Raw genomic sequence first — 23,498 nt, 5'->3', positions numbered from 1 at the left:
AGGAGAATTCAGGCCATGAGCAACCCCCAGCAGCTGCGCTACAGCAAGGAGCACGAGTGGCTGTCGGCCGCCGAGGACGGCGTGTCGGCGATCGGCATCACGGAGCACGCGGCCAACGCGCTCGGCGATGTCGTCTTCGTCCAGCTCCCCGAGGTCGGTGCCACGGTGACCGCGGGTGAGACCTGCGGCGAACTGGAGTCGACCAAGTCGGTCTCCGACCTGTACTCCCCGGTCAGCGGTGAGGTCACCGAGGTCAACGAGGACGTGGTGAACGACCCGTCGCTGGTGAACTCGGCCCCCTTCGAGGGCGGCTGGCTGTTCAAGGTCCGCGTCACGGACGAGCCGGCCGACCTGCTCTCCGCCGACGAGTACGACGCCCACATCGCCGGCTGAGGAGACGTATGTCCGTCCTGAACACGCCCCTGCACGAGCTCGACCCGGAGGTCGCCGCCGCGGTCGACGCCGAGCTGCGCCGCCAGCAGTCCACGCTGGAGATGATCGCCTCGGAGAACTTCGCCCCGCTGGCGGTCATGGAGGCGCAGGGCTCGGTCCTGACCAACAAGTACGCCGAGGGCTATCCGGGCCGCCGTTACTACGGCGGCTGCGAGCACGTCGACGTCGCCGAGCAGATCGCGATCGACCGGCTCAAGGAGCTGTTCGGCGCCGAGTACGCCAATGTGCAGCCCCACTCCGGTGCCTCCGCCAACCAGGCGGCCCTGTTCGCCCTCGCCCGGCCCGGCGACACCATCCTGGGCCTGGACCTGGCGCACGGCGGTCACCTGACCCACGGCATGCGGCTCAACTTCTCCGGCAAGCAGTTCGACGTGGTCGCCTACCACGTGGACGACGCGGGCCTGGTGGACATGGCCGAGGTGGAGCGCCTCGCCAAGGAGCACCGCCCGAAGGTGATCATCGCCGGCTGGTCGGCGTACCCGCGGCAGCTGGACTTCGCCGAGTTCCGCCGGATCGCGGACGAGGTCGAGGCCTACCTGTGGGTCGACATGGCGCACTTCGCGGGTCTGGTGGCGGCCGGGCTGCACCCGAACCCGGTGGAGTACGCGGACGTGGTGACGTCGACGACCCACAAGACGCTGGGCGGTCCGCGCGGCGGCATCATCCTGGCGAAGAAGGACTTCGCGAAGAAGCTGAACTCGTCCGTGTTCCCGGGCTTCCAGGGCGGTCCCCTGGAGCACGTGATCGCGGCGAAGGCGGTCTCCTTCAAGGTCGCGGCGAGCGAGGAGTTCAAGGAGCGCCAGCGGCGCACGGTGGAGGGTGCGCGCATCCTCGCCGAGCGGCTGACCGCGCCGGACGCCCGCGAGGCCGGGGTGAACGTGCTGTCCGGCGGTACGGACGTGCACCTGATCCTGGTCGACCTGCGCGAGTCGGAGCTGGACGGTCAGCAGGCCGAGGACCGTCTCCACGAGGTCGGCATCACGGTCAACCGCAACGCCGTGCCCAACGACCCGCGTCCGCCGATGGTGACGTCGGGCCTGCGGATCGGCACGCCCGCGCTGGCCACCCGGGGCTTCACGGCCGAGGACTTCGCCGAGGTCGCGGACGTGATCGCCGAGGCCCTGAAGCCGTCCTACGACGTGGAGTCCCTGAAGGCCCGGGTCACCGCCCTGGCCGACAAGCACCCGCTGTACCCCGGCCTGAGCAAGTAGCAGTTCCCCGGTGGGGGCACCCGACGACGTGTGCCCCCACCCTTTTTTAAGGAGTTCCCGTGGCCATCTCGGTCTTCGACCTGTTCTCGATCGGCATCGGCCCGTCGAGCTCCCACACGGTCGGCCCGATGCGTGCGGCCCGCATGTTCGCCCGCCGACTGCGCGGCGAGGGCCTGCTGTCCTGCGTCGCCTCGGTCCGCTCCGAGCTGTACGGCTCGCTGGGCGCGACCGGGCACGGCCACGGCACGCCCAAGGCGGTGCTCCTCGGACTGGAGGGCGACTCGCCGCGCACGGTGGACGTCGAGACGGCCGACGAGCGGGTGGAGGCGATCAGGGCCACGGGGCGGCTGCGCCTGCTGGGCGAGCACGAGATCCCGTTCTCCTACGACGACGACATGGTGCTGCACCGCCGCAAGGCGCTGCCGTACCACGCGAACGGCATGACGCTGTGGGCGTACGACGCCTCCGGCGCCGAGCTGCTGTCGAAGACGTACTACTCGGTCGGCGGCGGGTTCGTCGTGGACGAGGACGCGGTCGGCGCGGACCGCATCAAACTGGACGACACGGTCCTGAAGTACCCCTTCCGCACGGGCGACGAGCTGCTGCGGCTGACGCGGGAGACCGGTCTGTCGATCTCCTCGCTGATGCTGGAGAACGAGCGGGCCTGGCGGACTGAGGAGGAGATCCGCGCGGGTCTGCTCGACATCTGGCAGGTGATGCGGGCGTGCGTGTCGCGCGGCATGACCCGCGAGGGCATCCTGCCGGGCGGTCTGCGGGTGCGCCGCCGGGCGGCGATGACGGCCCGGCAGCTCCGGGCGGAGGGCGATCCGCTGGCGCACGCCATGGAGTGGATCACGCTCTACGCGATGGCCGTGAACGAGGAGAACGCGGCGGGCGGCCGGGTGGTGACCGCCCCGACGAACGGCGCGGCCGGCATCATCCCCGCGGTGCTGCACTACTACATCGACTTCGTGCCGGGTGCCGACGAGGACGGTGTGGTCCGCTTCCTGCTGGCGGCCGGCGCGATCGGCATGCTCTTCAAGGAGAACGCGTCCATCTCCGGCGCCGAGGTCGGCTGCCAGGGCGAGGTCGGCTCCGCGTGCTCGATGGCCGCGGGCGCGCTGGCCGAGGTGCTCGGCGGCTCCCCGGAGCAGGTGGAGAACGCGGCCGAGATCGGCATGGAGCACAACCTCGGCCTCACCTGCGATCCGGTCGGCGGCCTGGTCCAGATCCCGTGCATCGAGCGCAACGGCATGGCCGCCGTGAAGGCCGTGACCGCCGCCCGCATGGCGATGCGCGGCGACGGCTCCCACAAGGTCTCCCTCGACAAGGTCATCAAGACCATGAAGGACACCGGCGCCGACATGTCGGTGAAGTACAAGGAGACGGCGCGGGGCGGTTTGGCGGTCAACATCATCGAGTGCTGAGAGCAGGGGCTCTGGACAGCGCTTCCGTACCGGGGCAGTTACAGGCCTGGGCCGACTGATGGGTTCCCGGCAGACGACCTCACCACCGGGCAGGCGCTCATGCCGTCCCCTTCCGGATGCCCAGGCCCGTGACATAGGCGGCCTGGCCGTCGAGGAACCCGTCGGCGTACAGCTTCCTGGGCGCGAACACCGCGGTCAGGGTCAGACGCCACTGGGATCTCTCCACGTCGTGGTCCACCAGGGAGTGGGTGGCGCCGGGGTAGCGCGTGATCTTCAGGGACGTGGGCGGCAGTGCCTCACGGTAGACGGCCTCGGTCTCGGCGACGTCCACGTTCACGTCATGGCCGGCCAGCACCAGCAGGACGGGCGTGCCTCCCATCGCCCGCAGGTCCGCGGTCGCGTCCGACCTGTAGTTCCTGGTGACGAACGACCAGCGTGCGGGCGTCATCGCGTCCACGTCACCGACCGCTCTCCGGTACTCGGAGTAGGACGCCTCACGCTCCAGCAGGCGCAGGGTGGTCGCCCGGCGGCGCAGTGCCGCTTCCTTCTCCTCGGCAGTGGCGCCGTCGCGGTCCAGCTCGGCGAGCAGGTTGTACCGGCCCTGGCGCAGCCAGTTGACCGCCGGGGAGACGGCGATGACGAACTGCAGGCGGGGGTCGCGCGCGGCGACCTTGGGCAGCACCCAGCCGGCCTGGCTCGCTCCCCACAGACCGATGCGCCGCCCGTCGATGTCCGGGCGGCCACGTGCCCAGGCCACGGCGGCCCGTGTCTCCTCCGCCCGGTCCTCCATGCTCTGGGCCAGCCAGTCGCCCTGCGAACCTCCGATTCCCGGCTTGCTGAACGACAGCGAGGCGTACCCGGCACGGGCGAAGGCCTCCCACATCGGCCGGTAGAACGTCTCATGCGTCGCGTCCACTGGTCCGTCGCCGTGGACGAAGACGACCAGGCCGAACGGCCCGTCACCCCTCTCGGGCAGGGCGAGCACGCCCTGCAGGAGCTTTCCCTCGTGCCACAGCGACACCTTCTCCTCCCGCAGCGCGTAGGTGTTCTGCCACGCCACCACCCCCGCTAGGGCGGCGGTCACCACCAGAGCGCCCACCAGCGTCCACACCATCCGGCGCGCTGCGCGCCGCCTGGGCATCCGAAATCTCACGAACAGACCCCGCCTTCGAATCGGTTGTTTCTTTAACGCTCGTTGCTAGAATGAACGTACTTGATCCGATCAGGCAAGCGGATCGTGCACCGTGATCCGACTGCGGGAGGAGCGGCATGGAGACGCCGAAAGGCAGGCCGACGGCGGAAACCGGCGGGCCGGTGGTGCGCCGGAACGTGCGCAGGGGCGAGGAGGAGCGGGTGTCGGCGCTGTACTGGGAAGCGTTCGGCCGCAAGCTGGCGCCAGCCCTCGACCCGCCTGCGGTGGGGCGCCGGTTCATCGCGAACCACCTGCATCACGACCGGGGCATCGTCGCGCTCGACGGGGAGCGGGTGGTCGGCGTGGCCGGATACCGGCTCAGCGGCCGTGCGTTGACCGGCGGTGGCGTGACGGACGTTCTGTCGACCTACGGACTGTTCCGGGGCCTGCCCCGCCTCGCGGTCCTCACCCTGTTCGAGAGGACGCCTGCCGACGGTGAACTGGTCATGGACGGAATCGCCGTGGACGCGACACACCGTGGGAGGGGTATCGGCAGCCTGCTGCTGAAGGAGATCGCGGCCGTGGCGGCCGACAACGGCTGCCGCCGGGTCCGCCTGGACGTCATCGACGTCAACCCCCGCGCCAGGGCACTGTACGAACGGCATGGCTTCGCCGCCGTCCGCACCGAGAAGACCCCCTACCTGCGGCGCCTGTTGGGCTTCGGTGCGGTCACGACCATGCACCGTGAGATCACATCGGCGGACGCGACGGAAGAAGGACGAGAGCGGTGAACGCGCACACACCCGCGCCCCCGGCCGACGACCCGGCCGGCCCGACGGAGATCCCCACTCGGCTGCTCGTGCACGCCCTCGTCCGCGAGGACGGAACTGTCGACGCCGAACAGCTCTACACCGTCGCCCGTCTGATGGGCATGACCGACCAGCAGGTCAGACTCTGCGTCAGACGCCTCGTCGGCGAAGGACGCTTCACCCAGGAGGGCCGTGGCCGCAAGGCCACACTGCGCGCCGTCGCCGACGTCAGCGGGTCCCTGGCACCGGACGCCGCGTATGTCCGCCACGCCTACCGGCAGGATGCCGGGCTCGCCCCATGGCCCGGCACGTGGCACCTGTTCGCCTTCGCCGTTCCCGAACCCCGTCGCGCCGCCCGCGACGCACTGCGCGAGCACCTCCTCCACCTCGGCGCGGCAGCCGTCCAGAGCGGCCTGTACGTCACCGCCAACCCCGTCGCCGAACTCGTTCGGGCTCACGCCGCCCGCCTCGGCGTCCTCGACACGCTCACCTGCCTGACGACCACCGACCTACGCATCGGCGACACCACCGAACCTCGGGCGCTCGCGGCCGCCCTGTGGCCCCTGGACGAGATCGCCGCCCGGCACACCCACCTCGCGGCCTTCGCCGAAGCCCGCCTCGACCGCCTCACCCGCGGGCCGGAACCCTCGGACGCGGAACGGCTCACCACCACCGTGGAACTCGCCGCCCGCTTCACCTCGGCGATGGCCCCCGATCCCCTCCTGCCTCCCGAACTCCTGCCCCAGCCCTGGCCCGGCAGCCGCGCCCGCCGCCTGACCGCCGACTGCTGGCGCCGTCTCCGCGCCCCCCGGCCGGCCGGCCACACCCCGGACCTGCGCCTGTTCGCGCTGTACTCCGACGCGCTGGGCCCGGCAGACGACGGGTAGAACCCCGGAAGAGGCGAGTAGCGAGCGCAGCCACTGACGCCACAGCCCGCGACATGGCCGGACCGCTGCGGGTGCTGGGCAAGGGCCGGGCCCCCCACTCAGGCGCGGAAGTCCGCCGGGCGTTCCGGGGACGCCTCGGCGAGGGCCGCGGTGACCTCGGCGACGCCGCCGCGCAGGCCGTAGACGGGGGTGCCGGGCTGCTGGCGCCAGGAGTCGTCGAGGCCGCCGGCGTCGACGGTGTCGAAGCCGAGTTCGTCGATGAGGGCGCGCACCGTGGCCTTGGCCTGCTCGTCGTCACCGGCGACGGGGAGCGCCCCGCGGTCGGCGGCGCCCGCGGGGCGGGGGCCGTCCAGGATGTCCTGGGCGTAGGTGCCGTTGAACGCCTTGACGACCGGGTGGCCGATGCGGCGCTCGGTCCAGCGGCTCTCGGTGAGGCCCTCGTCCTCGATCTCGGCGATCCGGCCGTCGCGCTGGCTCGGGTAGTAGTTGCCGGTGTCGATGACCGCGACCCCGTCGGCGGCCTCGGCGAGCAGGTCCTTCGGCAGGTCCGGGACGGCCTTCAGGGGGATCGCGACGACCACGACCTCGGCGCCCCGCGCGACGTCCGCCACGTCGAGGGGGGTGGCCCCGGTCTCCTGCGCCAGATCCTTGAGCGTGTGCGGGCCGCGCGAGTTGGCGACCGAGACGTCGTGCCCGAGCGCGGTGAGCCGCCGGGTCAGGTTGCCGCCGATGTTGCCCGCGCCGATGATGCCGATCTTCATGCCGGTCCCTCCAGGGGTTTCATGCACGCGCATATAATGGACGGTACTCGTCAACCCCAGGGGTACCCGGCGCATTCCCCGTCCGCCACCGACGACGGGGCCGGCCGCCAGAAGGCACCGGAAGGGTCACCCGGCCGGACGTCCACGTCCCGGCCGGGTGCCCCCCCGGCGACCGGTCACTTGCTCAGGTACGCCCAGAACTCGTCGAAGGAGAGGACCTTGTCCCCGTTGAGGTCCCGGGTCTTGATGATGGCCTCGGCGACTTCGTCGGTGACGTTCCAGTCACCGCCCTGGGCCAGGGCGGTCTTGAACTCGGCGGCGGTGATGACCCCGTCGCCGTCCGCGTCGATCCGCTGGAACTGCTTGCGCGCTTCTTCGATGTCCGCCACCGAACCGCCCCTTATATCCCGTAACTGTCATGTGCAGGCATGATTGCCGCAGGTCAGATTAACGGGCCGCGCGGACCCGCCGTACGGCACCCGGTCGAGGAGGGGCGATGGAAACCCTGCGGGGCATTCTGGACGCGGCGGCGCGGGGCGTCTTCCCCGAGCCCGACGGAGGAATCACGGTCGTGCCGCAGCCGTCGGCCCGGGACGCGGGGGTGGTGTCCTTCACCGCGCACTCGGTCGTCTTCACCGACGAGGACCCCCGCTGGGTGCGCCGGGCGCTGGCCGCGAGCGACTGCGATCCGCTCGCCGCGAGCATGAACCCGCGGTTCCTGGCCGCGTTCCTGGAGCGGACGTGCCGGGTCACCGAGTGCGTGGACGCGGTGCTGGTCGGCACCCCGCTGGCGGGTGAGCCGCCGGTGGTGCTGAAGGAGGTCACGGACCCGGGGCACCCGCGGATCGCGTACGCCCTCCGGCGGCGGGACGCAGTGCGCGCCTGGACGGCCGAGGCGGGCGGGGTGCTGGTGATCGGCCGGGGCGTGGCGGGCCGCCTGGAGGTGTCGGTGGAGGTCGGCGCGGACGCACGGCACCGGGGGCTGGGGCGGTCACTGGTGACCGCGGCCCGGCACCTGGTCGCCGAGCCGCTGTGGGCGCAGGTGGCACCGGGGAACGCCCGCAGTCTGCGGGCGTTCCAGGCGGCGGGCTACCGTCCGGTGGGCTCGGAGGCGCTGCTGCGCCCGCGCTGAGCCGGACCGGCCGGACCGGGTCAGCGGAAGATGCCGGTGTGGCCCAGCGAGTAGCGGCCCGGCTGCGGGTAGACCGCGAGGCCGTGCGGGCCGCTGCCGACCTTGATGCGGGCGAGCTGTTCGCCGGTGCGGGTGTCGATGGCGTACACCTCGGCGTCGTAGCGCCCGGACAGCCACAGGACCTTGCCGTCGGCCGAGACGCCGCCCATGTCGGGGCTGCCGCCGTGCGGCAGCCGCCACTTCTTGGTCAGCTTGTTCTGCGTGAAGTCGAAGACGGAGATCGTGCCCTCGCCCCGGTTGGAGACGTACATCTCGCGGGAGTCGCGGCTGACGTAGAGGCCGTGGGCGCCCTTGCCGGTGGGCAGCAGCTCGGGGGTGGCGAAGGTGTCGCCGTCGAGGACCCACATGCCGTCGGCCACCATGTCGGCGATGTAGAACCGCTTGCCGTCGGGCGAGACCTTCACGTCCTGCGGCATGGCCCCCTTGAACGGCAGTTTCTGCTGTCCGACCACCGTCATCTTCTCGGTGTCGACCTTCAGCAGTTCGCCGCTGAACTCGCAGGAGACGATGAAGTAGCGTCCGTCGAGCGAGAAGTCGGCGTGGTTGACGCCGTAGCAGGTGACCGGTTCGGTCTTGACCCGCTTCATGGTGTGCGGGTCGCGGAAGACGAGTTCACGGTCGAGGGAGGCCATCACGACGGCGTACTTGCCGTTGGGCGTGAAGTACAGGTTGTAGGGGTCGTGCACCTTCACCGGGTCGCCCGCCTTGCCCGTGCTGGGGTCGATGGGGGTGAGGGTGTGGCCGCGGTTGTTGTTGACCCACAGGGTCTTCAGGTCCCAGGACGGCACGACGTGCTGGGGCTGGCGGCCGACCGGAATGGTCTCGATGATCTTGTATGTCTTCGGGTCGATGACCGAGACGGTGTCCGACTCGGTGTTGGGGACGTAGACCCGCGAGGGGAAGTCCTTCACCACCGGGGAGAGCCGGTTCGGCCGGTCGGCGGCGTACACGTCCTTCGGGTCGAGGACCGGGGGCATGCCGGGCAGCCCCTGGACGGCCGGCTTCTCGACGGGCGGGGGCACGGCGGCCCTGGTGGCCTCGGCGGTCCGGTGCCGGGTCTCGCTGCCGCAGCCGGCGAGCACGGCGAGGGCGGTGAGCGCGGCCGTGGCGGTCAGGGTCCGGGTGAGGAGGGTGGGACGCATCAGCTGAGCAGCTCCGTGGTGGTCACCGCGCGCAGTCCGCGGCGGTCGAGTTCTTCCAGCAGGTCGGGGAGGGCGGCGACGGTGTCGGCGTACCCGAAGTGCAGGCTCACCACTGATCCGGGGCGGATCTCGGCGAGGACCTTGCGGGTGACGGCGGGGGCGCCGGGCGCGGTGAAGTCGAGGGAGTCGACGTCGTACGAGAGGACGTGCGGATAGCCCGCGGCTTGGGCGAGGCGGGTGACGAGCGGGGAGGCGCGGACGGCGCGCGAGGGCCGGAACCAGGTGCCGATGGATCCGGTGAGGCGGCTCAGCCGCTCGGCGCAGCCGGCGATCTCCGCGCGGGCCTCGGCCTCGCTCATGGCGTTGATGTCGAGGTGGCGGTGGGTGTGGTTGCCGAGGTCGTGACCGCCGTCCAGGACGCGGCGGGCGAGAGCGGGGTGGGCGTCCAGCCAGGTACCGACGGCGAGGACGGTGAGCCGGGCCCCGTGCCGTTCGGCCTCGGCGAGGACGGCCCGGGCGGTTCCCGGATCGCCGCCGCCGTGGAAGGTGAGGGCGACCCGGGGACGGTCGCGCGGGCCGTGGTCGATCTGGCCGGGCTGCCCGGGGAAGCGGCGCGGGGCGAGGGCCGCCGGGGCGCGGGCCGGGGCGGGCGCCCGGGAGGTGGCCGCGGACGCCTCGGAGGGCGCGGCCCGGCGGTCGCCGGCGCTCCCGGCTCGGGAGCACCCGCCGGCGAGAGAGCCGGCGGCGACCAGCCCGGCGCCGGTCCGCAGGGCGGTGCGGCGGTCGGTGGGAGTCACCCGCACCATTTAAGGCGCAAAGCGGTGCAAAACGGGCCATTCACCCACCCGGGGGCAGGGGCGCCGCCGACGCGGCGCCTCAGCCCACGCCCCCGACCGCCGGCCCCGTACTCCCTCAGTCGGCCACCCGCAGCAGCAGCACCGTCCGGGCCGGGACGGTGATCTCGGTACCGCCCCGGTGGGTCACCCCCGCGTCCGCCCCCTGCTCCTCCCCCGACGTGTCGACCAGCACCTCGTACGTCAGGGCCCACGGCGGCCCGGGCAGCACGAAGCTCACCGGCCGCTCCCCGGCGTGCAGCACCGCGAGGAAGCTGTCGTCGCGGATCGGGGCGCCCCGCTCGTCCCGGCCGGGGATGTCGCGGCCGGAGAGGTACATGCCGAGGGTGGCGGCGGGGGCGTACCAGTCGCCCTCGGTCATCTCGGTGCCGCGCGCGGTGAACCAGGCGAGGTCGCGCAGGCCGTCCGCCGAGTGCGCCCGGCCGGAGAAGAACGCCCGGCGGCGCAGCACCGGGTGCCGGTGGCGCAGTGCGATCAGCCGTGAGGTCAGGTCGAACAGGGCCCGCCAGCCGGGCTCCGCCAGCAGACCCCAGTCGATCCAGCTGATCTCGTTGTCCTGGCAGTAGGCGTTGTTGTTGCCGCGCTGGGTGCGGCCCATCTCGTCGCCGGCGACCAGCATCGGCACGCCGGTCGACAGCAGCAGCGTGGTCAGCAGGTTGCGGACCTGCCGGCGGCGCAGGGCGCCGGTCCGGCCGTCGTCGGTCTCGCCCTCGGCGCCGCAGTTCCAGGACCGGTTGTCGTCGGTGCCGTCCCGGTTGCCCTCGCCGTTGGCCTCGTTGTGCTTGCGCTCGTACGACACCAGGTCGCGCAGGGTGAAGCCGTCGTGCGCGGTGACGAAGTTGACGGAGGCGTAGGGCCGGCGGCCGCCCCAGGCGTACAGGTCGCTGGAGCCGGACAGCCGGTAGCCCATCTCGCGCACGTCGGGCAGCGCGTGGCGCCAGAAGTCGCGCACGGCGTTGCGGTAGCGGTCGTTCCATTCGGTCCACAGCGGCGGGAACGCCCCGACCTGGTAGCCGCCGGAACCGACGTCCCAGGGCTCGGCGATCAGCTTCACCCGGCGCAGCACCGGGTCCTGGGCGATCACCGCGAGGAACGGCGAGAGCATGTCGACGTCGTGCATGGAGCGGGCCAGGGCCGCCGCGAGGTCGAAGCGGAAGCCGTCGACGCCCATCTCGGTCACCCAGTAGCGCAGCGAGTCGGTGATGAGCCGCAGCACCTGGGGCCGGACGACGTGCAGCGTGTTGCCGCAGCCGGTGTAGTCGGCGTACCGGCGCGCGTCCGACTGCAGCCGGTAGTAGCCGCGGTTGTCGATGCCCTTCAGCGAGAGCGTGGGGCCGTACTCGCCGGCCTCCGCGGTGTGGTTGTAGACCACGTCGAGGATGACCTCGATGCCGGCCGCGTGCAGGGCGCGCACCATCCGCTTGAACTCGCCGACCTGCTGTCCGGTGGTACCGGAGGCGGCGTAGCCGGCGTGCGGGGCGAAGTAGCCGATGGAGTTGTAGCCCCAGTAGTTGCGCAGGCCCCGGCCGAGCAGGTGGTCCTCGTGGGCGAACTGGTGGACGGGGAGCAGCTCGACGGCCGTGACGCCGAGCTTCGTCAGGTGCTCGATCGCCGCGGGGTGGGCGAGACCGGCGTAGGTGCCGCGCAGGTGCTCGGGGATGTCGGGGTGCAGCTTGGTGAAGCCGCGCACGTGCAGCTCGTAGATCACCGAGTCGGCCCAGGGCGTCTTGGGGCGGCGGTCGTCGGACCAGTCGTCGTCGTCGTGGACCACGACGCCCTTGGGGACGTGCGGCGCGGAGTCCCGGTCGTCGCGCACGGTGTCCGCGATGTGCTGCTGGGGCCAGTCGCGGACATGGCCGTAGACCTCGGGCGGCAGGGTGAACTCTCCGTCCACCGCTCGGGCGTACGGGTCGAGGAGCAGCTTCGCCGGGTTCCAGCGGCCGCCGGTCCAGGGGTCCCACCGGCCGTGCACCCGGTAGCCGTAGCGCTGGCCGGGGAGTACGCCGGGCACGAAGCCGTGCCAGATCTCGTGGGTGAGTTCGGTGAGGGGGGCCCGGGTCTCGCTGCCCTGCTCGTCGAAGAGGCACAGCTCGACCGCCTCCGCGCCGCCCGCCCACAGCGCGAAGTTGGTGCCGGCGACGCCGTCCGGGCCGACCCGGTAGCGGGCGCCGAGCGGCGTGGGCGCGCCGGGCCGCACGGGGACGGCGGGCAGCCGGCGCGGGGCGCCGTTCGGCGCGGCCGCGTCCGGTCCGGTGGGCGCGGGCGGGCCGGCCGACGTGGCGCGGTCGGCCGTGGCATGGTCGGCCGGCGTGGCGGGTCGCCCCGCCACCGCCTCCTGCTCGGCTGCGCTGGACACCTGTCAGCCCCTTTGGTCGGCTCGTGGTGACGCGGGCACGGGGCGGCGGCGTCCCTGCCGCCGGTCCCGGTCGCGGCACCCTCCCCCTGTTCTGCCCATCGCGCGGGTCGCACTCACGTTTCCCCGGAGCACACCCGTCGTTGGTCACCGCGTGAAGTACGTACACGGGCGCGCGCGGCGCGCGGGGGCCGCACTGGCCGCCGTATTGACATGGGCAGGACTGATGTGCGGGGCGGCCGGGTGTTCCGGTGACGCGCCCGGCGGACTGGACGGGATGCTCGGCAAGCACCGGGCGGCCGAGGAGCTCATCCGGGTCACCCCGGACGACGGCGCCCGGGGCGTGCGCGCCGGGCAGCGGCTGCGGGTGCGGGTGCCGGACGGGCGGCTGGAGTCGGTGCGGGTGACGCGCTCCCAGGACGCCCAGGAGACCGAGGTGCCCGGCGCCGTCTCCGCCGACGGGCGGACCTGGCGGCCCGCCGACGACCGGCTGGCGCCGGCCGCCCGCTACTCGGTGGACGCGGTCGCCGTCGACGGCGAGGGCCACCGCTCGGCCCGGCACACCACCTTCACCACCTTCGTCCCCGAGGAACGCTTCGTCGCCTACGTCACCCCCGAGCACCGGGCCACGGTCGGCACCGGGATGATCGTCTCCCTGGAGTTCAACCGGGAGATCGAGAACCAGGTGGCCGTCGAGCGGGCGGTGCGGGTGACAGCGAAGCCGGCCGTGGAGATCCGGCCGCACTGGTTCGGCAGGGACCGCCTCGACTTCCGCCCCCGCTCCTACTGGAAGCCCGGCACCCGGGTCACCGTCGACCTGCGGCTGCGGGACGTGGAGGGGGCGCCGGGGGTGTACGGGCTGCAGCACCGGACGTACTCGTTCACCGTCGGCCGCCACCAGGTGGCCCTGGTGGACGCGGCCCGGCACACCATGGAGGTGCGGCGCGACGGCCATCTGCTGGCCACGGTGCCGGTCACGGCCGGGGCCCCGAAGACGACGACGTACAACGGGAAGATGGTGGTGACCGAGATGCTGGAGGTCACCCGTATGAACAGCCGTACGGTCGGCTTCGGCGGCGAGTACGACATCCCGGACGTGCCGCACGCCATGCGGCTGACCGACTCGGGGACCTTCCTGCACGGCAACTACTGGGCGGCCGACGACACCTTCGGCCGGACCAACGTCAGCCACGGGTGCGTGGGCCTGCGGGACGTCAAGGGCGGCGGGTCGGACACCCCGGCGGGCTGGTTCTTCGACCGCAGCCTCGTCGGGGACGTCGTCGAGGTCGTGCACAGCGAGGACAAGCGGGTGGCTCCGGACAACGGGCTCGGCGGCTGGAACATGTCGTGGCGCGCCTGGGTGGCCGGCGGCGCGGCGAAGTGACCCCTTCGTTACCAAGGTCGATGTTGGGACGGAACGGTGACATTCGCGGCCTCTTCGGGCCCCTGACCTTGTGGTTAATATGCGCCAGTGCGCGTGGGAGACGCGCGGGGGTGCGGGTTCCGGTCAGGGCCCGGCGAGGGGAGAGAACAAGTGAAGGTGCGACCGATATCGGGGGCGTCGGTTGGCGCGCGCCGCACGGCCCGGGGCCGGACGGCACTGCTCGTCGGCGGTCTGCTGCTCGCGGTGACCGCCTGCGGCGGGGGCGGCGGCTCACAGGCGGAAGCCGAGGCGCAGGACGGCAAGGGGCAGGCGTCGGCGCAGCCGGCAGGCGGACAGTCGGAGGCCGTGGTCACCATCGCGCCGGAGAACGGTGCCACGTCGGTCGACACCAGCGGCACGCTGAAGGTCACCGCCGCCAAGGGCAGGCTCACCGAGGTCGTCGTCAAGGACGACGAGGGCACCCGGGTCGACGGCACGATCACTGCCGACGGCAGCGGCTGGACGCCCGCCACGCACCTGGCCGCCGCCACCAAGTACCAGGTGCACGCGGTCGCGAAGGACTCGGCGGGGCGGACCGCCGCCGAGGACTCCGCGTTCACCACGCTGACGCCGGCCAACACGTTCATCGGCACCTTCACCCCGGAGGACGGCTCCACGGTCGGTGTCGGCATGCCGTTCTCGGTGCGCTTCACCCGGGGGATCACCCACCCGGACGCCGTGGAGAAGGCCATCGAGATCAAGACCGAGCCGGCCGTGGACGTCCAGGGCCACTGGTTCGGCAACGACCGGCTCGACTTCCGTCCCGAGCAGTACTGGAAGGCCGGCACCAAGGTCACGGTCAGGCTCAACCTGGACGGGGTCGAGGGCCGCGACGGGGTGTACGGCAAGCAGTCCAAGACGGTGTCCTTCACCATCGGCCGCGACCAGGTCTCGATCGTGGACGCCAAGAAGCTCACCATGCAGGTCACGCAGGAGGGCAAGGTCGTCAAGACGCTCCCGGTGACCACCGGCAAGGCCGGGTACGCCACCTGGAACGGGCAGATGGTCATCAGCGAGAAGTTCGCGGTGACCCGGATGAACGGCGACACGGTCGGCTACGACGGCGAGTACGACATCAAGGACGTCCCGCACGCCATGCGGCTGACCGACTCCGGCACCTTCGTGCACGGCAACTACTGGGGCGGCGACGCCTTCGGCAACTACAACGCCAGCCACGGCTGCGTCGGCCTGCGCGACGTGCGCGGCGGCTACGACAGCGGGGTGCCGGCCGCGTGGTTCTTCAACCACTCGATGGTCGGTGACGTGGTGGTCGTGAAGAACTCCACCGACCCGACGGTCGCCGCGTCCAACGGGCTCAACGGCTGGAACATGCCGTGGGAGGAGTGGACGAAGTAGCCGTCCGCTCCCCCGGGCCCGGTGCTGTGACCCACGGCACCGGGCCCGTTGTCGTTAGTGGCCGTTAACCTGCTGGCATGACCGTGAATCTCGAAGTCGCCGAGGGCGTCGGCACGATCCGCCTCGACCGCCCGCCCATGAACGCGCTGGACGTCGCCACGCAGGACCGGCTGAAGGAGCTCGCCGAGGAGGCCACGCGCCGCGAGGACGTGCGCGCGGTGATCCTCTACGGCGGGGAGAGGGTGTTCGCGGCCGGCGCGGACATCAAGGAGATGCAGGCGATGGACCACACGGCGATGGTCCTGCGCGCCCGCGCGCTGCAGGACTCCTTCACCGCGGTGGCCCGGATTCCCAAGCCGGTGGTCGCGGCGGTGACCGGGTACGCGCTCGGCGGCGGCTGCGAGCTGGCGCTGTGCGCGGACTACCGGATCGCCGGGCAGAACGCCAAGCTGGGCCAGCCGGAGATCCTGCTCGGCCTGATCCCGGGTGCCGGCGGCACCCAGCGGCTGTCCCGGCTGGTCGGGCCCTCCCGGGCGAAGGACCTGATCTTCACGGGTCGGATGGTGACGGCGGACGAGGCGCTCGCGCTGGGTCTGGTGGACCGCGTCGTACCGGCCGAGGAGGTGTACGCCCAGGCGCACGCGTGGGCGGCGAAGCTGGCGCAGGGTCCGGCGCTCGCGCTGCGCGCGGCGAAGGAGGCGGTCGACACGGGTCTGGAGACGGACATCGAGACGGGCCTCGCGGTGGAGCGGAACTGGTTCGCCGGCCTGTTCGCCACCGAGGACCGGGAGCGGGGGATGCGCAGCTTCGTGGAGGAGGGGCCGGGCAAGGCGAAGTTCCTGTGAGACGCGTCTCGCCGCGTTCCCGCCGTCGTCTCCGCCGGAGCCCTTGCAATTGACGGGGCGTCTGGCCCGGGTCCCCCGATGGGGCGGTTTATGGGAGCCTTAAGGCGACCTTAAGCCTGTTGTGTCGGGGGGCTCCGCCCTTGGGCCGGTGAAGCGTCGCCGCCGCAGGTCAGAGGTGTCGGCCGCACCCGCGACATACCTGCGGCACATGCCGCCGACACGATCCGGAATGGTCGCTTCCGGGGGGCGCATTACGGCAGAACGGCCACGGAGCGGTCCTGGGACGGCCATGATGGGGGCATGGCGGGGCTGGAGGGTATCGGACAGCCGCGGGGGCCCGGGCGTGTGGACGCGGCGCGCTGGTCGCCCGCGATCGAGGACGAACGGGCGCTCAAGGCGATCGAGTTGTTCGGCGATCCGACGGAGGCGGAGGTTCCGCTCCCCTCCCGCCCGGAATCGGCGGCCACCGCCCGCCGCCTCACCCAGGTGGTGGTGCTGCGCCACTGGGGGCTGTCGCCCAAGCTGACCGAGGACGCGGTCCTGCTCGTCTCCGAACTCGTCGGCAACGCCGTACGGCACACCGGCGCCCGGGTGTTCGGGCTGCGGATGCGCCGCCCCCGGGGCCGCATCCGCGTCGAGGTCCGCGACCCCTCGCGGGGACTGCCCTGTCTGTTACCCGTGCAGGAGCTGGACGTCAGCGGGCGCGGCCTCTTCCTCGTCGACAAGCTCTCCGACCGGTGGGGCGTGGATCTGCTGCCGCGCGGCAAGACGACCTGGTTCGAGATGCGGGTCGGCGACCGCTGACGGGCCGAGCGGTGCCCCGGACGCGGGACGTAGGTCCAGCGGAGGAGGGTGAACCGGGCGAAACTCGGTGGGCCGGGCCGGTGCGCTGTCCGTAGGCTCGGATCCGATGTCTGCGACCAGTGCAACCAGCGAGGACCGGTCCGTCGTACGGACGTTGCTGCGGCTGTGGCCCTATGTGCGGCCGGTGCGGGCGCGGCTGTTCACCGCCGCCTTCGTCGCCGTGGTCGCCTCCTGCACGGGGCTGGTGATCCCCCTCGTGCTGAAGTGGCTCGTGGACGGGCCGGTCGCCGACCGTGACCCCGGCGGGGTGTGGCTCGGCGCGCTGTTCCTGCTGCTGCTCGGGCTCGGCGAGGCGCTGCTGTTCGGGCTGCGGCGGTGGCTGGTGGCGCGGCCGCTGTCGCACGTCGAGGCGGAGATGCGGGCGGATCTGTACCGGCGTCTGCAGCGGCTGCCGGTCGCCTTCCACGATCGGTGGGCCTCCGGTCAGCTGCTGTCCCGGGGCACCACCGATCTGATGCTGCTGCGCATGTTCCTCGCGTTCCCGTTGACGTTCCTGCTGGTCAACGGGGTGACCATCCTGGTCGGCGTGGTCATCATGCTGCTGCAGGACTGGACGCTCGGGCTGGTGATCCTCGGGCCGGCCGTGCCCGTGATGGTGACCTGCGTGGTCTTCGAGAAGCGGTACTCCGCGGTGGCCCGGCGGGCGCAGGACCAGGTGGGCGATCTGACGACGGTCGTCGAGGAGAGCGTCCTCGGGATCCGCATCATCAAGGGGTTCGGGCGCCACCGCAGCCAGGCGCGCGCGTTCCGGGAGCTGTCGGGGACGCTGCGGGGCACCGAGCTGCGCAAGGCCCGGCTGCTGGCGGTGATCTGGGGGGTCATCGTCACCCTGCCGGAGGCCGCGATCGGGGCGGCCCTGGTGGTGGGGGTGGTGCAGGTCGCGGACGGGGCGCTGTCCGCGGGGACGCTGGTCGCCTTTCTGTCGACCGCGCTCGCCCTGCGGTGGCCCGTGGAGTCGATCGGGTTCCTGCTGGCGATGAGCCAGGAGGCGGCGACGGCCACCGAGCGGTACTTCGAGGTGATGGACGTGGAGCCGGAGGGCGGGGGGCCGGCGGCGAGCGGGGCGCGCGGCCCGGCGCCGCGGGGCGCGGCCCGGCCCGACGGCATCCGGTTCGAGGGCGTCGGTTTCCGCTACCCGGACGCGGCGCCCGACTCGCCCCCCGTGCTCGACCGGATCGATCTGCACATCCGGCCCGGGGAGTCGATGGCGCTGGTGGGTGCCACGGGCAGCGGGAAGACGACGCTCACCGCGCTGGTGCCGCGGCTGCACGAGGTGAGCGCCGGGCGGATCACACTCGACGGGCGGGACATCGCCGGGATGCCGCGGCAGGAGCTGCGCTCCCTGGTCTCCGTGGCGTTCGAGGAGCCGACGCTGTTCTCCGCGAGCGTCGGGGACAACGTACTGATGGGGACCGGCGGTGGGGCGGGCGCCGCCGAGCTGGAGCGGGCGCTCGCCGTCGCGCAGGCGGACTTCGTGGCCGGGCTGCCGCAGGGCCCGGACACCCAGGTCGGCGAGCAGGGGCTCAGCCTGTCCGGTGGTCAGCGGCAGCGGCTGGCGCTGGCCCGGGCGGTCGTGGGCAGGCCCCGCTTCCTGGTGCTGGACGACCCGCTGTCCGCACTCGACGTGCACACCGAGGCCGCCGTGGAGGCCGCGCTGCGCCAGGTGCTGGCCGAGACCACGGCCCTGATCGTGGCGCACCGGCCGTCCACCGTGCTGCTCGCCGACCGGGTGGCCCTGCTGTCCGGCGGCCGGATCACCGCCGTGGGCACCCACCAGGAACTGCTGCGCGGCAACGCCGAGTACGCCCGTCTGATGTCCGGGGCCGGGGACGCCGCCGGGTACGAGGAGGTCCACCGCCGATGACCGCGCCGACGACACCCGCCCCGGCCGCGCCGGACGAGGAGGACCGCAGCCCCGCGGGCACGAGCGCCGGCGACCCGTTCGACCGGGACGTCCTGCCGACCCCGCCGGGAGCCACCGCCGCCCTGCTGCGCTCGCTGCTCGCCCCGATGCGGGCCCGGGTCGCGGTGACCACGCTCCTGCTGCTGCTCCAGCAGGCGGCGGTGCAGGCGGGTCCGCTGCTGGTGGCGTACGCCATCGACCGTGCCGTGCCGGCGCTGCGCGAGCGCGACGACGCGGGGCCGCTGGTGGCGGTGGCGGCCGGGTACCTGTTGTGCGCGCTGACCTCCGGGGTGCTCCAGTACGCGTTCGTCGTCGCGTCCGCGCGGGTCAACCAGGACGTGCTGCTGGACCTGCGCGGCCGGATCTTCCGGCACGCGCAGGCGCTGAGCGTCGACTTCCACGAGCGGTACACCTCGGGCCGGCTGATCTCCCGCTCGACGACGGACGTGGAGTCGCTGCGGGAGCTGCTGAACGAGGGCCTGCAGGAGCTGGTCACCGTCGTGCTGTCCTTCGTGTACATCTCGGCGATGCTGCTCTGGCTGGACCTGGGGCTCGGCGGCGTGGCGGTGGCCTCGTTCGTGCCGCTGTACCTGCTGGTGCGGGGGTACCGGCGGCGGGCCGGGCGGGTGTACCGGGCGCGGTCGACGGCGATCGCGGCGGTGATCGTGAAGTTCGTGGAGACGATGAACGGCATCCGGCCGGTGCGCGCGTTCCGCCGGGAGGCCGTCAACGACGCGGAGTTCGCCGAGCTGAACCGGCGGCACGAGCGGACCAACGGGGACGCCCTGCTGGAGATGGCCCGCTACGTGGTCACCTCGCGGGTGGTCGCCAACACGGCGGTGGCGCTGATCGTGCTGTGGGGCGCCTACCGGGTGGCGGACGGCACGCTGGCGCTCGGCGTGCTGGCCGCCGCGGTGCTGTACCTGCGCCGCCTGTACGACCCGATCGACCGGCTCGGCATGTTCCTGAACTCCTACCAGTCGGCGGCCGCCTCGCTGGAGAAGATCGCGGGGCTGCTGGCGCAGACCCCGTCGGTCCCGGAGCCGTCGGTGGCGCGGGAACTGCCGCCGCGCCGGGGGGAGTTCCCGGGCCGGGAGGTCGTCTTCGACTCGGTGGCCTTCGGCTACCGGACCGGCGGCGAGGTGCTGCCCCGGTTCGATCTGACCCTGCCGGCCGGGCAGACGGTCGCGGTGGTCGGCTCGACCGGCGCGGGCAAGTCCACCCTGGCCAAGCTGCTGGCCCGGTTCTACGACCCGACCGAGGGGCGGGTGCTGCTGGACGGCGTCGACCTGCGGGAGCTGCCTGTGCCGGAGCTGCGGCGCGGGGTGGTGATGGTCACGCAGGAGGCGTTCCTGTTCTCCGGGACGGTCGCCGACAACATCGCCCTCGGGCGGCCGGACGCCGGCCGGGCGGAGATCGAGCGGGCCGCCAAGGCGATCGGGGCGCACGAGTTCATCAGCGCGCTGCCCGAGGGCTACGACACGGACGTGCGCAAGCGGGGCGGCCGGATCTCCGCCGGCCAGCGTCAGCTCGTGGCGTTCGCGCGGGCGCTGCTCGCCGACCCGGCGGTGCTGATCCTGGACGAGGCGACCAGCTCGCTGGACATCCCCGGTGAGCGGGCCGTGCAGCGGGCCATGGCGACGGTGCTGCGGGGCCGTACGGCCGTGGTGATCGCCCACCGGCTGTCCACTGTCGAGATCGCGGACCGGGTGCTGGTGATGGAGCGCGGCCGCATCGTCGAGGACGGCACCCCTGCCGAACTGATCGCGGGCACCGGCCGCTTCGCGGACCTGCACCGGGCGTGGCGGGACAGCCTGGCCTGAACCGCACGCCCGCCGGCCCCTCGGCCGGCCCACCTGCTGACATAGCGTCAGCAGGTGAACTTCGCCCCAACTGTCCGCATACCGGATGCCATCTCCCGGACAACGGACTGTTTCCGGCCAAGTTTCTGACGCGCTCCTGACAGAAACCGCGGTCTCCTGCCACGCTTCCCAGTGCCGGTCCACAGCAACCCCACTTGCCCCACCCCGGACCCGGCCACCCCGCACGCACTCCGTACACCCCGTTCTGCCCGGTCGGCCCACCCGTCGGCCGGTCTCCCCATGGCCGTGCGACCCGCGGCCCGCAGAAGGAGTCAGTGTTGAGCAGCAGTCCCTCTCGCAGACGCACCTCCCACCCCGCGTACCGCAGGACCACGGCCGTCGCCCTGGTGGGCGTGGCCGCACTGGTCGCCGCCGCCGTGCAGTCCGGTGCGGCGACCGCCGCCCCGCAGAGCGCTCCCGCGGCGGCCGGTGCCGCGGTTCCCGGCGCCGACGCCGTCCAGCTCTCGCCGTCGCAGCGCGCCGAGCTGATCGGGCAGGCGAACGCCGACCGGACCGACACCGCCAGGTCGCTGGGCCTGGGCGCCCAGGAGAAGCTGGTCGTCCGGGACGTCGTCAAGGACAGCGACGGCACGGTCCACACGCGCTACGAGCGCACCTACGCCGGGCTGCCGGTCCTCGGCGGCGACCTCGTGGTGACGACCACCAAGGCCGGCGCGACGCGCGGCGTCGTGAAGGCCACCCGCGCCGCCATCAAGCCGGCCACCACCGCGACCGCCGTGTCCACCGCCAAGGCGGAGCGGCAGGCGCTGTCCGCCGCGAAGGCCGAGGACGCCAAGAGCCCGGACGTCAACGGGGCCCCGCGCAAGGTGATATGGGCCGCGAGCGGCACTCCGACCGTGGCGTGGGAGACGGTCGTCGGAGGCTTCCAGCACGACGGCACCCCGCAGGAACTGCACGTCATCACCGACGCCACCACCGGCGCGCAGCTGTACCAGTGGGAGGCCATCGAGACCGGCACCGGCAACACGGTGTACTCGGGCACGGTGAACCTGACCACCACCCAGTCGGGTTCGTCGTACAACCTCACCGACGGCGCGCGCGGCGGGCACAAGACGTACAACCTGAACCACGGCTCCTCCGGCACCGGCACGCTCTTCTCCGGCTCCGACGACGTCTGGGGCAACGGCAGCCCGTCCAACGCGGAGTCCGCGGCCGCCGACGCCCACTACGGGGCCGCGCTGACCTGGGACTACTACAAGAACACGCACGGCCGCAGCGGCATCCGCGGTGACGGCGCGGCCGCCTACTCGCGCGTCCACTACGGCAACAGCTACGTGAACGCGTTCTGGTCCGACAGCTGCTTCTGCATGACGTACGGCGACGGCTCGGGCAACAGCAACCCGCTCGTCTCCATCGACGTCGCGGGTCACGAGATGACCCACGGCGTCACCTCCAACACGGCCGGCCTCAACTACAGCGGTGAGTCCGGCGGCCTGAACGAGGCGACCTCCGACATCTTCGGCACGGCCGTCGAGTTCTACGCCAACAACTCCTCCGACGTCGGTGACTACCTCATCGGCGAGGAGATCGACATCAACGGCGACGGCACCCCGTTGCGCTACATGGACAAGCCGAGCAGGGACGGCGCGTCGAAGGACTACTGGTACTCCGGTATCGGGTCGGTCGACGTGCACTACTCCTCGGGCCCGGCCAACCACTTCTTCTACCTGCTCAGCGAGGGCAGCGGCACCAAGACCATCAACGGTGTCACCTACAACTCGCCGACGTCGGACGGCCTCCCGGTGACCGGGATCGGCCGCGCCAAGGCGGAGAAGATCTGGTTCCGCGCGCTGACCACGAAGTTCACCTCGACCACCAACTACGCGGGCGCCCGCACCGGCACCCTCGCGGCGGCCGGTGAGCTGTACGGCACGACGTCCGCCGAGTACAAGGCGGTGCAGGACGCCTGGGCCGGCGTCTCGGTCGGCTCCCGCTCCGGCGGCGGCGGTGGCGGCGGCACCACCTTCGAGAACGGCGCCGACGTGTCGATCCCGGACAACGGCGCGGCCGTGACCTCCTCGATCACCGTCTCCGGCCGGTCCGGCAACGCGCCCTCCAACCTCCAGGTCGCGGTCGACATCGTGCACACCTACATCGGTGACCTCCGGGTGCAGCTCGTCGCCCCCGACGGCACGACGTACCTGCTGAAGGACTACGGCACCGGTGGCAGCTCGGACAACATCAACACCACCTACACGGTGAACGCCTCCTCCGAGACCGCCAACGGCACCTGGAAGCTGCGCGTGCAGGACAACTACTCGTGGGACACCGGCTACATCAACAGCTGGAGCCTGACCTTCCCGTAGTCCGCCGGTAGCAGCGACGGACACGGCACGAGTCGCCGAGCAGGGCGCCGTCCCGGTGGGTTCGAATCCCGCCGGAACGGCGCCCGTCCGCGTTCGCGGCCACCCCGGACAGGGCGCCTCCGGGGGCCGCCGTACGCTTGGGCCCCATGTCCTTCACGTACGACGACGTCGGCGCGACCCGCGAGCCGGGCTTCTGCCCGCCCGGCTTCCACCCGATGCTGGTACGCACCCGCATCGGCGAGGGTGAGGACGTCTTCCGCAGAGCCGCCGACGCCGTCCAGACCTGGGAGATGCACCGCGCCCTGGGTGTCGGGGTCGAGGCCACGGCGGACCGGGCCGCGGAGGGCGTCGAGGTCACGGTCGTCCTCGGCGGCGTCATCAAGGCGCCCTGCCGCGTGGTGTGGACGGTGGCGGAGCACCGGCGCGCGGGCTGGGCGTACGGCACGCTCCCCGGTCACCCCGAGTGCGGTGAGGAGGCGTTCGTCGTGCAGCGCACCGGCGACGGGACGGTCTGGCTGACGGTGTCGGCCTTCAGCCGCCCGGCCAAGTGGTACGCGAAGGCGGGCGGCCCGGCGACCCGGGGACTCCAGCACGCCTACGCCCGCCGGTGCGGCGCGGTGCTGCGCCGGCTGTGCGCGCCGGCCGACGCCGGCTGACCGCACGCCGTACCCGGGGTCCGGCTCCCCGCGGCGGCGTG

Annotated in this window: 20 protein-coding genes; 14 read left to right on the top strand and 6 right to left on the bottom strand. The window is 72.4% G+C overall.

Going from position 1 to position 23,498, the window contains the following annotated elements:
• The first annotated feature begins 15 nt into the window (after nucleotides 1-15).
• Genes gcvH through ACSLTV_RS23470 form a run of 3 tightly spaced genes read left to right on the top strand, consistent with a single transcriptional unit; the run spans nucleotide 16 to nucleotide 3,091 of the window.
• Complete coding sequence (gene gcvH, locus ACSLTV_RS23480) at nucleotides 16-393, top strand: glycine cleavage system protein GcvH (RefSeq protein WP_432137888.1); 378 nt, start codon at nucleotides 16-18, stop codon at nucleotides 391-393.
• Nucleotides 394-401: 8 nt separating this feature from the next.
• A complete protein-coding gene (glyA, locus tag ACSLTV_RS23475; RefSeq protein WP_432137889.1) occupies nucleotides 402-1,664 on the top strand; it encodes a serine hydroxymethyltransferase in 1,263 nt (420 codons plus the stop codon).
• Nucleotides 1,665-1,723: 59 nt separating this feature from the next.
• Nucleotides 1,724-3,091, top strand: a complete 1,368-nt coding sequence (locus tag ACSLTV_RS23470) for an L-serine ammonia-lyase (RefSeq protein WP_432137890.1) — start codon at nucleotides 1,724-1,726, stop codon at nucleotides 3,089-3,091.
• A 97-nt stretch (nucleotides 3,092-3,188) separates the two neighbouring features.
• On the opposite strand, the gene ACSLTV_RS23465 is transcribed toward ACSLTV_RS23470, so the two are convergent.
• Complete coding sequence (locus tag ACSLTV_RS23465) at nucleotides 3,189-4,232, bottom strand: alpha/beta hydrolase family protein (protein WP_435612825.1); 1,044 nt, start codon at nucleotides 4,230-4,232, stop codon at nucleotides 3,189-3,191.
• A gap of 128 nt (nucleotides 4,233-4,360) precedes the next feature.
• On the opposite strand from ACSLTV_RS23465, the gene ACSLTV_RS23460 reads away from it, so the two are divergent.
• Both ACSLTV_RS23460 and ACSLTV_RS23455 read left to right on the top strand, forming a co-directional pair.
• Nucleotides 4,361-5,014, top strand: coding sequence for an N-acetyltransferase family protein (locus ACSLTV_RS23460; protein ID WP_432137892.1), 654 nt, complete (start codon nucleotides 4,361-4,363; stop codon nucleotides 5,012-5,014).
• Nucleotides 5,011-5,919, top strand: a complete 909-nt coding sequence (locus ACSLTV_RS23455) for a PaaX family transcriptional regulator C-terminal domain-containing protein (RefSeq protein WP_432137893.1) — start codon at nucleotides 5,011-5,013, stop codon at nucleotides 5,917-5,919. The genes ACSLTV_RS23460 and ACSLTV_RS23455 overlap by 4 nt, the downstream gene beginning before the upstream one ends.
• Nucleotides 5,920-6,017: 98 nt before the next feature.
• Here the strand turns inward: ACSLTV_RS23455 and ACSLTV_RS23450 are convergent, their stop codons facing one another.
• Both ACSLTV_RS23450 and ACSLTV_RS23445 read right to left on the bottom strand, forming a co-directional pair.
• Entirely contained in the window at nucleotides 6,018-6,680 is a 663-nt protein-coding gene (locus ACSLTV_RS23450; RefSeq protein ID WP_435612836.1) for an NADPH-dependent F420 reductase, read from the bottom strand.
• Between the two features lie 176 nt (nucleotides 6,681-6,856).
• Nucleotides 6,857-7,069: an EF-hand domain-containing protein gene (locus ACSLTV_RS23445; RefSeq protein ID WP_432137894.1), complete on the bottom strand. Its 213-nt coding sequence runs from the start codon at nucleotides 7,067-7,069 to the stop codon at nucleotides 6,857-6,859.
• A gap of 107 nt (nucleotides 7,070-7,176) precedes the next feature.
• Between ACSLTV_RS23445 and ACSLTV_RS23440 the strand changes: the two genes are divergently transcribed.
• Entirely contained in the window at nucleotides 7,177-7,812 is a 636-nt protein-coding gene (locus ACSLTV_RS23440) for an N-acetyltransferase family protein (protein WP_432157255.1), read from the top strand.
• Between the two features lie 20 nt (nucleotides 7,813-7,832).
• On the opposite strand, the gene ACSLTV_RS23435 is transcribed toward ACSLTV_RS23440, so the two are convergent.
• From ACSLTV_RS23435 to glgX, 3 genes are all read right to left on the bottom strand, one after another.
• Nucleotides 7,833-9,014, bottom strand: coding sequence for a YncE family protein (locus tag ACSLTV_RS23435; RefSeq protein WP_432137896.1), 1,182 nt, complete (start codon nucleotides 9,012-9,014; stop codon nucleotides 7,833-7,835).
• Nucleotides 9,014-9,820, bottom strand: coding sequence for a polysaccharide deacetylase family protein (locus ACSLTV_RS23430; protein WP_435612824.1), 807 nt, complete (start codon nucleotides 9,818-9,820; stop codon nucleotides 9,014-9,016). The genes ACSLTV_RS23435 and ACSLTV_RS23430 overlap by 1 nt, the downstream gene beginning before the upstream one ends.
• 106 nt (nucleotides 9,821-9,926) lie before the next feature.
• Nucleotides 9,927-12,224 (bottom strand): glycogen debranching protein GlgX, encoded by a 2,298-nt coding sequence (gene glgX, locus ACSLTV_RS23425; RefSeq protein ID WP_432157257.1) that lies wholly within the window; start codon nucleotides 12,222-12,224, stop codon nucleotides 9,927-9,929.
• 151 nt (nucleotides 12,225-12,375) lie between these two features.
• On the opposite strand from glgX, the gene ACSLTV_RS23420 reads away from it, so the two are divergent.
• From ACSLTV_RS23420 to ACSLTV_RS23385, 8 genes are all read left to right on the top strand, one after another.
• Nucleotides 12,376-13,605 carry an Ig-like domain-containing protein gene (locus ACSLTV_RS23420; protein WP_432137899.1) on the top strand — a complete coding sequence of 410 codons (1,230 nt, stop codon included), beginning with the start codon at nucleotides 12,376-12,378 and terminating at the stop codon, nucleotides 13,603-13,605.
• A gap of 150 nt (nucleotides 13,606-13,755) precedes the next feature.
• Complete coding sequence (locus ACSLTV_RS23415; protein WP_432137900.1) at nucleotides 13,756-15,000, top strand: L,D-transpeptidase; 1,245 nt, start codon at nucleotides 13,756-13,758, stop codon at nucleotides 14,998-15,000.
• Nucleotides 15,001-15,077: 77 nt separating this feature from the next.
• Nucleotides 15,078-15,845 (top strand): enoyl-CoA hydratase/isomerase family protein, encoded by a 768-nt coding sequence (locus tag ACSLTV_RS23410; RefSeq protein WP_432137901.1) that lies wholly within the window; start codon nucleotides 15,078-15,080, stop codon nucleotides 15,843-15,845.
• A 222-nt stretch (nucleotides 15,846-16,067) separates the two neighbouring features.
• Nucleotides 16,068-16,649, top strand: a complete 582-nt coding sequence (locus tag ACSLTV_RS23405; protein WP_432137920.1) for an ATP-binding protein — start codon at nucleotides 16,068-16,070, stop codon at nucleotides 16,647-16,649.
• Between the two features lie 106 nt (nucleotides 16,650-16,755).
• Nucleotides 16,756-18,573 carry an ABC transporter ATP-binding protein gene (locus ACSLTV_RS23400; RefSeq protein WP_432137902.1) on the top strand — a complete coding sequence of 606 codons (1,818 nt, stop codon included), beginning with the start codon at nucleotides 16,756-16,758 and terminating at the stop codon, nucleotides 18,571-18,573.
• On the top strand, nucleotides 18,570-20,435 hold the full coding sequence (locus ACSLTV_RS23395) for an ABC transporter ATP-binding protein (RefSeq protein ID WP_432137903.1): 1,866 nt from the start codon (nucleotides 18,570-18,572) through the stop codon (nucleotides 20,433-20,435). The genes ACSLTV_RS23400 and ACSLTV_RS23395 overlap by 4 nt, the downstream gene beginning before the upstream one ends.
• A gap of 317 nt (nucleotides 20,436-20,752) precedes the next feature.
• Nucleotides 20,753-22,801, top strand: a complete 2,049-nt coding sequence (locus tag ACSLTV_RS23390) for a M4 family metallopeptidase (protein WP_432137904.1) — start codon at nucleotides 20,753-20,755, stop codon at nucleotides 22,799-22,801.
• A gap of 146 nt (nucleotides 22,802-22,947) precedes the next feature.
• Nucleotides 22,948-23,457 (top strand): DUF1990 family protein, encoded by a 510-nt coding sequence (locus tag ACSLTV_RS23385; RefSeq protein WP_432137905.1) that lies wholly within the window; start codon nucleotides 22,948-22,950, stop codon nucleotides 23,455-23,457.
• Nucleotides 23,458-23,498 lie beyond the last annotated feature (41 nt).

This window comes from Streptomyces sp. bgisy159 (assembly GCF_965341775.1).
GTDB lineage: Bacteria > Actinomycetota > Actinomycetes > Streptomycetales > Streptomycetaceae > Streptomyces.
Note: the sequence above shows the minus strand (reverse complement) of the source record. Positions and strands in the feature narration are given on the sequence as shown.

Bases quoted from the DNA above. Each gene is read 5' to 3' on its own strand.
- gcvH (WP_432137888.1), top strand. From the start codon at position 16: ATGAGCAACCCCCAGCAGCTGCGCTACAGCAAGGAGCACGAGTGGCTG.
- glyA (WP_432137889.1), top strand. From the start codon at position 402: ATGTCCGTCCTGAACACGCCCCTGCACGAGCTCGACCCGGAGGTCGCC.
- ACSLTV_RS23465 (WP_435612825.1), bottom strand. From the start codon at position 4,232: ATGCCCAGGCGGCGCGCAGCGCGCCGGATGGTGTGGACGCTGGTGGGC.
- ACSLTV_RS23460 (WP_432137892.1), top strand. From the start codon at position 4,361: ATGGAGACGCCGAAAGGCAGGCCGACGGCGGAAACCGGCGGGCCGGTG.
- ACSLTV_RS23450 (WP_435612836.1), bottom strand. From the start codon at position 6,680: ATGAAGATCGGCATCATCGGCGCGGGCAACATCGGCGGCAACCTGACC.
- ACSLTV_RS23440 (WP_432157255.1), top strand. From the start codon at position 7,177: ATGGAAACCCTGCGGGGCATTCTGGACGCGGCGGCGCGGGGCGTCTTC.
- ACSLTV_RS23435 (WP_432137896.1), bottom strand. From the start codon at position 9,014: ATGCGTCCCACCCTCCTCACCCGGACCCTGACCGCCACGGCCGCGCTC.
- ACSLTV_RS23430 (WP_435612824.1), bottom strand. From the start codon at position 9,820: ATGGTGCGGGTGACTCCCACCGACCGCCGCACCGCCCTGCGGACCGGC.
- ACSLTV_RS23410 (WP_432137901.1), top strand. From the start codon at position 15,078: ATGACCGTGAATCTCGAAGTCGCCGAGGGCGTCGGCACGATCCGCCTC.
- ACSLTV_RS23400 (WP_432137902.1), top strand. From the start codon at position 16,756: ATGTCTGCGACCAGTGCAACCAGCGAGGACCGGTCCGTCGTACGGACG.
- ACSLTV_RS23395 (WP_432137903.1), top strand. From the start codon at position 18,570: ATGACCGCGCCGACGACACCCGCCCCGGCCGCGCCGGACGAGGAGGAC.
- ACSLTV_RS23385 (WP_432137905.1), top strand. From the start codon at position 22,948: ATGTCCTTCACGTACGACGACGTCGGCGCGACCCGCGAGCCGGGCTTC.